A 10,014-nucleotide genomic window follows, 5' to 3' on the forward strand; every position below is an offset into this window, starting at 1 on the left:
GTTCGTTCCAATGCTAGCCGCCGCGTGGCTGCCGCCGTTGGCGCGCACTACGCTGACAACAAGCACGACGCTGACAGAGTCAACTCGATGGACCACGAGGTCCGCCCATCTTACGCCCGATGGGCGGCTGGATGGCAATCGCATGGCATCTGTACCGCTTCCGCCGGCGTCGTCAAGATCCTAGAGGGCGCGGCGCGCATTGAACAGGCGGGTTCGAGCGCGGACGCGTCGATCTACAACGACGCGTACAGCAGCGACCGCATCTTGATGGGCCCGCATTCGTCCGTTACGCGTGACGCTGCATGACACGACCTTGCGGCCGGAGGAGCCAACAGCTCGCGCCACCCCACATGCGCATGGCCGCTGTGGCAGACCGTCACGCGTGACGAGATGGTCGATCCGACCACGGTCTCGGGCAGAGTCCACAAAATAAGAATAACGTTCTTTTAGCAATCTGCGCAAACGTGATCGCGTGGTCAGGGCAGGTGGGCTTCAGAAAAATTGGGAGCCCGTTGAGTGACGTGTGCCAGTGAAGGCTTTTTTGTCAGTTGCTGCATGAGCGCCAGTACGCAACTCACTTCATGATCAATTCCTGATGGCGCGTGCCAGCGCATGCGAGCTTGCCACATTTTCGTTGGATCACACGTGACCCAATTACTTCTGCACTACTGCGCTATCCAGTGACCATCGCGAGGCAAGCGCAACCTCTGGAGCGGCAGTGGGCACGCATGGCGAGCTTCCTCGTGTGCAGAAACTTACACACGCAGCTAGTGGCGTGACAATGTTGTCGCGCGCAGTTGTAAATTGATACGGCTGTATCAACTTGAGATTGCGTTTGACAATGGTTCTTCGGGCAGGAGCGAGCTTCCTCCTGCTACGTAGCGTCGGACGCACAGTTGAAAACGCGTCGAGCCTATCAGTGAGGGCGAAGCGTTGCCCTTGTTCCCCGGACCTCTGCGGAGCCGAGTGAGCTGGCTGGCATGGCGTCCGGAGCAACGGAGCGCAACGTCGTTTGCTATTGGAATGTCGCTACCAACATACAAGGATCGGCGATCGCAGGCGACAATTGCTACAAGCCGGGCGAAATAGTGAAAGTCTCAGGCATCTACTCAGTGGTGCATGACGATGGCAAAGAGACGTTCGAGGTGACGTGTGTCGACGGTGAACACTTTCCACCGACGCGCAGCGGCAAGGGCGCGCACTTCGAACTGAAGTACGGGGCAACGCATTCGCACAAGCACGGAGATCCAGGCACCGAAGCTCGAAGTTCAGCCGCATTCACCGTGGCAAACCGGCATTGACCTGCCGACAGTCGCAGGCTTCCGCGTCGAGCCGTTGCCCGCGCGCATACCGCATGACAGGCGGGATACCGCGCGAGATGTAGTATGCGCCCGACAGGGTAGTCGGGGCTACATTCGAAGGGACAATCCCGCCCAGGCAGTATGGAGCCGGTACGGTGATTGTGTGGGACCGCGGGACGTGGGAGCCTGTCGGCGACCCTCGAAAGGCAATGAAGGCCAGCGAGCCGGTCTTTCGCCTCCATGGCGAAAAGCTGACCGGCTTATGGGAGCTTGTGCGTATATCCAAGCCAGAGGATAGCCAGGACCAGTGGAAGATGTTCAAGAAGCGCGACGAGTGGGCTCGACCGTCCGCTGAGTATGACGTCATTAAGGCGCTGCCTGACAGCGTCACGACAAAACCGCTAGGCCTCGTCGAAGAGCGCGTCCCGAAAGTAGCCCGGCCCACGCCTGTCGCTCCGTCGGCGATAGGCCTGTCGGTCCCAGTCCGCGCGTCGCTACCGGCAAAACCCGAACCGCGGCGCGCGACCCTGGCCTCGTCGCTACCTACAACCGGCGACTGGATAATCGAATCCAAGGGCACGTCTGGCCGCCACACATGTCATGGACGGCGGCGGGAGTTGGTGTGACCACCGGGTCAAAGCTCCTCATGACCACCGGCTTTTCCGTCACAGGCGGCAACGGAGGCGGTAGTAACACTGCCGGACCGGCATCGCATCCGGCGGCGACGGTGGAGGCGGCTGCGAAGAACGGCGCCAATGCGCTCACACTGTCGCTGGCGGTGGGGTACGGCGGACACAATATTCGCATGGTCGCTGCTGCGCCGGCCGGCACAGCAGCGCCTTTGCGACGCGTTCCGCGGAATGCCGCTGGCGACAACGAGCAGGAGAAGGCATGGATGGGCAAAGCAGTGAAACAGGTCATCGAGTCTACGTTCTTCAAACGCTACGGCACGCTCGATGAACAGGTGGCGCCGATTCTGTTTCTCGCCTCCGACGAAGCGGGCTACATAACGACGCGGTGTTGCCGGTTGCGGGTGGAGACAATGGCTCAGCCTGTCGCGGCATACCCGCGTGTACGCCAGCTTTGCTGGCGGATGCTGGTGTCAGTCGACGTCCATCGCGTCATCATCCCGCGAGGCTGCCGATTCCTTACCGAGCCTGCTGACGTTGGCACTTGTCTGGGCCCTTTCGGCTTGCTGCTGCGCCGGCGACAGCGAATCCCAGTCCTTTTGCGCTGCCGCTTGCTGCTGTTTGATCCGGTCGCCCAATGGCAGTTGCGTGGGAAACTGGCCAGGTGCTCTCGGCTGGCGTGGCGCGTTGTGCATCGGCGGGGTAGACGGATCGGGGCCGTGTGGCGCCTGGCCCAGATTCTCGCGGTGCCACATGTTCATCATCTGCTGACCCACCAGCGGCGAGACGCCCCGGTCGCTTTTTACTGCTTCGATGGGACGATTGGCCGGTGCCGCCGGCTGGCCGTTCTGATCGAACCTTGTATTCGGATTTCTTCTGATCGCCGTGCTGGTGTTCAGCTTTTCGCCCTCGGTGCCGTTCGTGTTGATATGAACCGGCGGTAGCGGGCTTTTTGCCGAAAACTCCGCCTGTCGAGCGTTTTTGAGCTGATCGAGCCTAGTGCCAACGGTGGCTTCGCTGGGCGTCTGGAAATTCTGTTGCGCACCGGGCTGGACTGCCGGAGACGAGAATCGATTTACGTTCCGATCGACCGGGCTGACGACGCGCTCCCCTCGAGCGTTATACGGCGAATAGGCTCGTGCATTGGCGTCGAGCAGATCGCCCATATTGCTGTGCGTTCCTTGGACGTCTTTGTTTCCTCTCTTGGTAAAGGTCCCGTTGCCTTGTTCACCAGCTTGATGCATCTCGCGCAACGATGTGAACGTGGTATGGGCTGCCGAATCTTTGGCGTAGTTATGCTGCGTGCCGCTCGCGTCGTAGAACGGCTTGGTATGAAACTGCAGGGTCGGCACCCTGTGTTCGTTGACGTTGAATCCGGTGGTGGTGTCGCCGGCGCCCCGTCCCGTGATCTTGGTTTCGGTGGAATTGACCTTGTTTACCGCCGAGACCGATGGCGAATGATCTCCCGCCTTGGGCGCGGCGTCCTTGGTATAGAGTTGCGACGGTTTTGCGCGTCCGAATGCGCTGACCGGCGAATCGAGCGGTTTTTCCGGGTGTGCGATGAGGTTTGAATTGCTTTCCTGGTCTTTCAGCTGCTGACCCGCATTCGCAAGATCTTTCATTATTTTGGGTTTCTTTGCTTCTTGCGGAATGCCTGGACCCGACGCGCCCATGGACGCCACTTCATGGTTCCACTTCGCGGAATCCTCTCTGCCGTTAGACGTACGCGCCTTGGTAGCCGCCCGCTTCTGCCTCATCGGCGACGGCATGCCCGCCGGAAGAGCAGTCAACTTGCGCTTCTGCGCGCTGACTGCCTTGGTTGCTGCTCGACCAGACTCGCTGGCCGTTGTCGTATGACCCGCGGCGGGTGTCGTTCTTTTGATCGAGACCATAGTGCAAGCACCTCCATGACCTGATGGTTGGACCATTAATTTAGAAGCGTCAAATCGACGGGCGTGTGGGGGAAGTGCAGGGAAGTCGCGCTGAGCGAAGTTTTGACGCCTGCGAGCGGCGGTGGCGAAATCACCATACGCCAAGCCGACAAGAATGCTGCTGGGGACTGCGCGGCTGAGACCGTCTCTTTTTTGGGGCCGGTAACGGTCCGACGGCACTCAAGCTCGCTTAACCGCACCACGCAGTCAGTGTCGGATTGTCCGAGGCTGCGCTGACTGCTTTCCCGTCGATTGCTGATCATAAAGTAGGGATACGTACACCGCGCCCAATGAGTTGATGGGAGGCACCACGAAGTTTCGTCTTTCGCGAGGTCGTGTGAAAGCTTGGCTGGGACGACGCAGGCGATGGTGACGGCGCCGAAGCAGAAGAGTCACTATGCTGACTCCGGCGCGAAGCGCAAACCTCGCCGGCTGCATAATTGTTGAAGATGTCAACGGCTGCGCTTTCGAACCTTGTTCGGTGCGTTCGCCATTGCCGAAGAATGCAACGACCGGGGCTCGTCTCCCGACAGTACACATACGGCCGTCACGTTGTCGAGGCCATTTGCATGGTCGTCCCAAGATGGGAGTGTCTGGCCTAGGCGCGCGCATGCGTGCACGCTACGCGCGAATCCAGATGGAGGCGTCTGACACGACAGCCTGGTACTGCTCGTCGGTGGCTCTAAGGAAGTTTTGCTGCCAGTAGCGACTGTGTTCCGCATAGTGAGCGAGCATTTCCGCGAGCGTTTCGCCGTTCAGTTCGGGCAGTTCCGCGCGCGCGATCAGCACAGAGTTGCCTGTGTCCCGATCGACGCCCAGTTGCGCTTGGTCCTGTGCATAGACGAGCACGTTAGCTTCCAGCATCAGCCGATAGACACCGAGCATGCGTTCCGGCGCGACTGCTCCGAACTCGAACAAGATGTAGAGCCCGGTGTCATCATCGAAATGATCGAGCCGGACGTCGAAGCCTTCCACTTGGATCGAGCGCGTCTCGAGCACATGATTGGCATCGGGCAGGTCGAGTTTCGCGCATAGATCTACGATCAGCGGCGTGTAGTAATCGATGTCCACGCGTACGCGACTCCGGTTGATGTTGGCACCCGATGTTCCGGACGCGGGAATTGAGAAAGCGCGATCGCGGGGGCGAAGGCGCGGAAAGAAGCCTGCTGCAACGGACGCTTGAAGCGCCTCCGCCCGCGGAGGTTAGCTTGACGGCGCGGCCATGTCAGCCTCAATGCGCCGGACTCAGCGCTTCGTCGAGGGCTTGCACCACTCTCGAGTTCGAGTGAGCCCGGGTGATCTCTAGTTGATGCCGGGCGTCGCCGTGGATCTGGTTGACTGCGGAATCAGTGCTAGCGGACGTCGACGGACCTTGCATGGCCGGCCACCGTCGGTTTGCGCCCGCAGTACCTACCTGCTTCGAGGAACCTGCTGCACCGGTGGTTAAACCACGCGGATGTCGGCATTGTCGCCGGAGTGGTTTAGGTTGGCGAAACATCTGGCCGGCTTCCGCGCCAGCGAGGTACTTGAAACGGTGACGAGCAGTTTCAGAATTCCGGACTTACTCATAAATCGCTCGGCGCATCGGATCAACGCGCCACGAAATTAGAGTAGCGACAACTAAGTGCAGCGTGCCGGCTTTTGCGAAGCCACCCACGGCCGCACGAAGCTCCGCTTACGCATGCGATGTCGTGCGCCGATCGGGCCGAATAGAGCCGAGTTCAGGTGACGGCCACCCTGGTTGACTTGGCGTATTCAGGAGCGCTCCGGCACGAGCAGTCCGACGTTCAACAGAAGCTTCACGCCCCGTGCAAGGTCGCCGTTCAACTCCATAGGGTAATGGCGGCGAAATGCGCGCATTCGTCGTGTTGGTTTGCGTGAAGTAGTCAGCCTATGGCCGTGCACGATCTCGCGGCGGTCAAAAACCTGGCTTTCCATACTTTGAAGAACTTCTGCGTGGTTTAAGAATTTGCAACGGTGTAGCAGGGCGGATGCTCTTTCTGGCAAGACGACAAAGTACCGCCTCGCGTCGACGCATTCGTCACGAGGCATCCGTGTACGACCGTGCCGTGGATCGAGCGCACGGCATGCCAAGGGGTCCGCCAGAGCGCTAGTGCGATCGCGCGTGTTATTTCACGCGCGACGGAATAACTATGCCTCTCGATTGTTCTAGAAACAGGATTCACCCACTTGGCCTTAACATGAACTATAGAACTATCGGTGCAGCCCTCCTTACCATTGTCGCTGCAGCAGCGTGCGGCGGCGGTGGCAGCAGCAAATCCTCCAATAACCCGCCCAATGGTGACGGGTCGCGAGGTAGACTGATCAGCGGGCCTGCTCTCGTCCAGTCATTTGATGTTCCGCAGCTCACAAGTCAACTCACTTCAATTTCTCCAGCGGTGCTAGCTGTCGCCGGTCCGCCCAAGTGCGCTGTGTCCATCTACTCGATCCGCTATCGAACGATTGGCGGGAAGAACGAAGCGACGACAGCCGGTGGCGCAGTCATGGTTCCGTCAGGGAGTGCGCCGGGATGCAGCGGCGCAAGACCCGTCGTCTTGTACGCGCATGGAACGTCGACCGACAAGAATCTCGACATGACCAAGCTTGGTGGCGATATCGATGGCGAAATCGACAGCGCACTGGCAGCGGCGTTTTACGCGGCGCAAGGTTTCGTGGTCGTCGCGCCAAATTACGCCGGCTATGCAGGCTCGACGCTTCCCTATCATCCTTTCGTCAACGCCCTTCAGCAGTCTTCGGACATGATTGATTCATTGCGCGCGGCGCGGACCGCGTTCCCGGCTATAGGGGTGAGCGATTCAGGCAAACTGTTTCTTGCGGGGTATTCGCAAGGCGGCTACGTCGGCATGGCGACGCAGCGCGCGATGCAGACCAGTGACGGGGAGTTCAAGGTGACGGCGACCGCAACTGGCAGCGGCCCTTATGCGTTATCGAATTTCGTCGACAGAGAGTTCCTCGGCCAAACAAGCGCCTTTGCACCGCTCCTGCTGGATATGTTGGTTAATAGCTGGCAAAACTCGTACGCAAACATATTCGGGAATCCCACGGATCTCATCTCGTCGACGTACGCATCGCGCGCTATTGGTTTGTTGCCGGGAACCGCACCAGAGACATTGCTCTTTGCCCACAACCTTTTACCTGTCCACGCTGTGTTACAGACCGGCACGCAGCCCGGACCGGACACTTCGAACCCTGACACGGCTCTTGTCGCACAAGCAGGATTCGATCTGACGAACTTTTTTGTGGCAACGAAATACCGCACTGAGTACCTCAACGACCTGTTTAGCCATCCCTGCAGCGACTCGGTGTCGAACGCGCCTATCCGACCTTGCACGCCAGCAAACGGCTTACGTCAGGACGCATTGCTCAACGATTTGCGCACGTTTGTTCCAAGTACGCCGACGCAACTGTGTGGCGCCCACTCTGATAGCTTGGTGTTCTTCTCAAATACGCAACTGACTGCGCAGTACTTTACGCAAAACGGTGTGTCGCCGTCGAATCTGACGGTAATCGATGTAGATCCGGGCGCTGCGTCGCCGAGTGGACCCTTCGCTGTTTTGCAGGCCGGATTCTTGGCGGCACGCGCAGCGGATGCGCAAAGCCTGGGGACGTCGACAGTGGCTGATCAGTTGCAGTTGGCTTCAGACGTGCACAAACTGGCTGCACCATTCTGCTTTGCAGCAGCGCGATCGTTGTTTCAAACTCTTCAATGATTTAGCAAAGCCAGAGTGAAGCCACTGCTGCGACGCCACCAACAAAAACGCAGACCGCGTGCGTCGCAGAAATCAATGCTTAGTCACGTCTCCTCATAGCAGTTCGTCTCCCGAAGTGGGGTTGGCTACCACTCAAGCGCGCGAGCCCTGCCCGAGAAATTGGACGACGAAGGACTTCGCTGCACACCTTACCACCTAGGAGGGCCGATGGCGGCATGCGTGCCGCGATCGCCTTTTTCAAAAAATCTTCACGATCAATATCAAGCCCGTCAGGGCGCAAAGGGACCTTTATGGATGTTCTTTTCATCGCCGACCCGCTCACCCAGTTCAAGACTTACAAAGACTCGACGTACGCGATGATGGCGGAAGCGGCGCGCCGCGGCCACGTGGTGTACACGTGTGAGCCGAAGCACCTGGCGTGGACGGGCGGCGACGTCGAGGCGAACGTGCAGCGGGTGGCGATCGTCGGCGACATGACCGATCTGCATCGCGACCCGTGGTATGCTGCCCACCAAGCCGCGCCGCGCGCGCTGAATAGCTTCACCGCTGTTGTGATGCGCAAGGACCCGCCGTTCGACATGGAATACGTGACGGCGACGTGGCTGCTGGAACTGGCCGAGCGTGGCGGCGCACGCATTTTCAACAAGCCGCAGGCGATTCGCGATCACTCGGAAAAGCTGGCGATCGGCGAGTTCCCGCAGTTCGTCGTGCCCACGCTGGTGACGCGCGACCCGAGCCGTTTGCGCGCGTTCCATGATCAGTACGGCGACGTGATCCTCAAGCCGCTCGACGGCATGGGCGGCATGGGCGTGTTCCGCGTGAAGCCAGACGGCATGAACCTCGGCTCGATCGTCGAAATGTTGAGCCACGACGGCGCCCGTTCTGTGATGGCGCAAAAGTTTATCCCCGAGATCAACGAAGGCGACAAGCGCATCTTGCTGATCGGTGGCGAAGCAGTGCCGTATGCGCTCGCGCGTATCCCTCAGGGCAATGAAGTGCGTGGCAACCTTGCGGCCGGCGGGCTGGGCGTTGCGCAGCCGCTCACCGAACATGATCGTGAAATCGCCGACGCGCTCGCGCCGGTGCTCGCGGCGCGCGGTTTGCTGCTGGTCGGGCTGGATGCAATCGGCGACTGGCTGACCGAAGTCAACGTGACAAGCCCGACGTGTTTCCGCGAGATCATGGATCAGACTGGCTTCGATGTCGCCGCGATGTTCGTCGACGCGCTGGAGCGCGCGGCCGCCTGACGTGCACCTTGAACGCCGGCGCGGGCGCACAAAATTTTGGGGAGCCCCTTTTCGTCTGCCTGAGCAGCCGACGGGGTACCGCCAGGTTGTTGCAGAAGTCGGCGAAAATAACGAGGCATGAAGAAAGTTTCCCCCTCCGTTGTACCGCCTAGCGACGCGCCGATTTCGTTCAAGGGCTACCGGTTTCCGCCGGACATCATCCGCTACGCGGTATGGCTGTACTACCGCTTCGCGCTGAGCCTGCGCATGGTCGAAGAGATGCTGGCCGCACGGGGGATCGAACTCACGTACGAAACGGTGCGGTGCTGGGCAGTGAAGTTCGGCGTGACGATCGCGAAGCGCGTTCGATCGACGACGTTTGAGCGCAGCGACAAATGGCACCTGGATGAACTGGTCGTCACAATCAACGGCAGGAAGCACTGGCTGTGGCGGGCCGTCGGTCGGCACGGCGCGGTGCTCGACGTGCTGGTGCAAAGCCGTCGCCACAGGGCCGCAGCCAGACGACTGATGCGCAAGCTGCTCAAGCGTCACGGCCGCCCGCGCGTGATCGTGACGGACAAACTTCGCAGCTACGCAGCGGCGAACCACGAACTGTGCCTGACCGTCGAGCATCGACAGCACAAGGGGCTGCACAACCGGGCGGAAAATTCTCACTAGCCGACCCGGGGTACGCGAGAAGGCGATGCGGCGCTTCAAATCAGCGCGCCAGCTTCAGCGATTCGCTTCGGTTCACGGGCAGGTTGCCAATCTGTTCACGGCGTGCCGTTACCACCGGAATGCGCGACACAAGCGCGAAGCACGCGGATGATCCCACACGTCGATGTAGTGGAGGATCAGCTTGCGGTTCGCCGGCGTGTCCGCCAGCAGGTACATCATCCGGCCGCACCTGATGCCCGATAACGGATCACCAGCCGCTCCCCCTGCCGTACGCTGAGCCCCAGCCGTCCGGCGGCACGACCGGGCTTCAGTCCCATCTCAGCGATCGCCTGGATCGTCTTCAACCGGTCCAGCTCGGTCATCGACATGGTGATCGTCCCAGTTGCGTTCATGGCCAGCGCTCCTCAAGCGATGCTGGCCACCAGCCTGAACCCGCAAACACGACATTTCAATCTAGCGGAAACGCGACATCTGAACTTGGGACTCACACCGTTTGTCGAGGCTTTGTTGAGATGTCC

At 60.1% G+C, this 10,014-nt stretch carries 7 protein-coding genes and 3 pseudogenes; 7 read left to right on the forward strand and 3 right to left on the reverse strand.

Annotated elements, in window-relative coordinates; genetic code table 11:
* Positions 1-87: 87 nt before the first annotated feature.
* The 4 genes and pseudogenes from J2W46_RS33340 to J2W46_RS33355 form a co-directional block, all read left to right on the forward strand.
* On the forward strand, positions 88-306 hold the full coding sequence (locus tag J2W46_RS33340) for a hypothetical protein (RefSeq protein ID WP_310360116.1): 219 nt from the start codon (positions 88-90) through the stop codon (positions 304-306).
* Positions 307-1,052: 746 nt separating this feature from the next.
* Positions 1,053-1,301 carry a hypothetical protein gene (locus tag J2W46_RS33345; protein ID WP_310360133.1) on the forward strand — a complete coding sequence of 83 codons (249 nt, stop codon included), beginning with the start codon at positions 1,053-1,055 and terminating at the stop codon, positions 1,299-1,301.
* 161 nt (positions 1,302-1,462) lie between these two features.
* Complete coding sequence (locus J2W46_RS33350; RefSeq protein ID WP_456307043.1) at positions 1,463-1,927, forward strand: hypothetical protein; 465 nt, start codon at positions 1,463-1,465, stop codon at positions 1,925-1,927.
* 107 nt (positions 1,928-2,034) lie between these two features.
* Positions 2,035-2,348: pseudogene (locus J2W46_RS33355) on the forward strand (SDR family oxidoreductase); the annotation flags it as partial.
* A 55-nt stretch (positions 2,349-2,403) separates the two neighbouring features.
* Here J2W46_RS33355 and J2W46_RS33360 read toward each other — a convergent pair.
* Entirely contained in the window at positions 2,404-3,822 is a 1,419-nt protein-coding gene (locus J2W46_RS33360) for a hypothetical protein (protein ID WP_310360119.1), read from the reverse strand.
* 660 nt (positions 3,823-4,482) lie between these two features.
* Positions 4,483-4,932 (reverse strand): CesT family type III secretion system chaperone, encoded by a 450-nt coding sequence (locus tag J2W46_RS33365; RefSeq protein WP_310360122.1) that lies wholly within the window; start codon positions 4,930-4,932, stop codon positions 4,483-4,485.
* A gap of 1,130 nt (positions 4,933-6,062) precedes the next feature.
* Between J2W46_RS33365 and J2W46_RS33370 the strand changes: the two genes are divergently transcribed.
* From J2W46_RS33370 to J2W46_RS33380, 3 genes and pseudogenes are all read left to right on the forward strand, one after another.
* Positions 6,063-7,592 (forward strand): alpha/beta hydrolase family protein, encoded by a 1,530-nt coding sequence (locus J2W46_RS33370; RefSeq protein WP_310360124.1) that lies wholly within the window; start codon positions 6,063-6,065, stop codon positions 7,590-7,592.
* Between the two features lie 290 nt (positions 7,593-7,882).
* Complete coding sequence (gshB, locus tag J2W46_RS33375) at positions 7,883-8,839, forward strand: glutathione synthase (RefSeq protein WP_310360126.1); 957 nt, start codon at positions 7,883-7,885, stop codon at positions 8,837-8,839.
* Between the two features lie 117 nt (positions 8,840-8,956).
* Positions 8,957-9,647: pseudogene (locus J2W46_RS33380) on the forward strand (IS6 family transposase).
* 67 nt (positions 9,648-9,714) lie between these two features.
* Here the strand turns inward: J2W46_RS33380 and J2W46_RS33385 are convergent.
* A pseudogene (locus J2W46_RS33385) lies at positions 9,715-9,888 on the reverse strand (helix-turn-helix domain-containing protein); the annotation flags it as partial.
* Positions 9,889-10,014: the final 126 nt, after the last annotated feature.

Source organism: Paraburkholderia strydomiana, from assembly GCF_031456815.1.
GTDB classification, from domain to species: Bacteria; Pseudomonadota; Gammaproteobacteria; order Burkholderiales; family Burkholderiaceae; genus Paraburkholderia; species Paraburkholderia caledonica.

Excerpts from the sequence above, each read along its gene's own strand:
- J2W46_RS33340 (WP_310360116.1), top strand. The coding sequence starts at position 88 with ATGGACCACGAGGTCCGCCCATCTTACGCCCGATGGGCGGCTGGATGG.
- J2W46_RS33360 (WP_310360119.1), bottom strand. The coding sequence starts at position 3,822 with ATGGTCTCGATCAAAAGAACGACACCCGCCGCGGGTCATACGACAACG.
- J2W46_RS33370 (WP_310360124.1), top strand. The coding sequence starts at position 6,063 with ATGAACTATAGAACTATCGGTGCAGCCCTCCTTACCATTGTCGCTGCA.
- gshB (WP_310360126.1), top strand. The coding sequence starts at position 7,883 with ATGGATGTTCTTTTCATCGCCGACCCGCTCACCCAGTTCAAGACTTAC.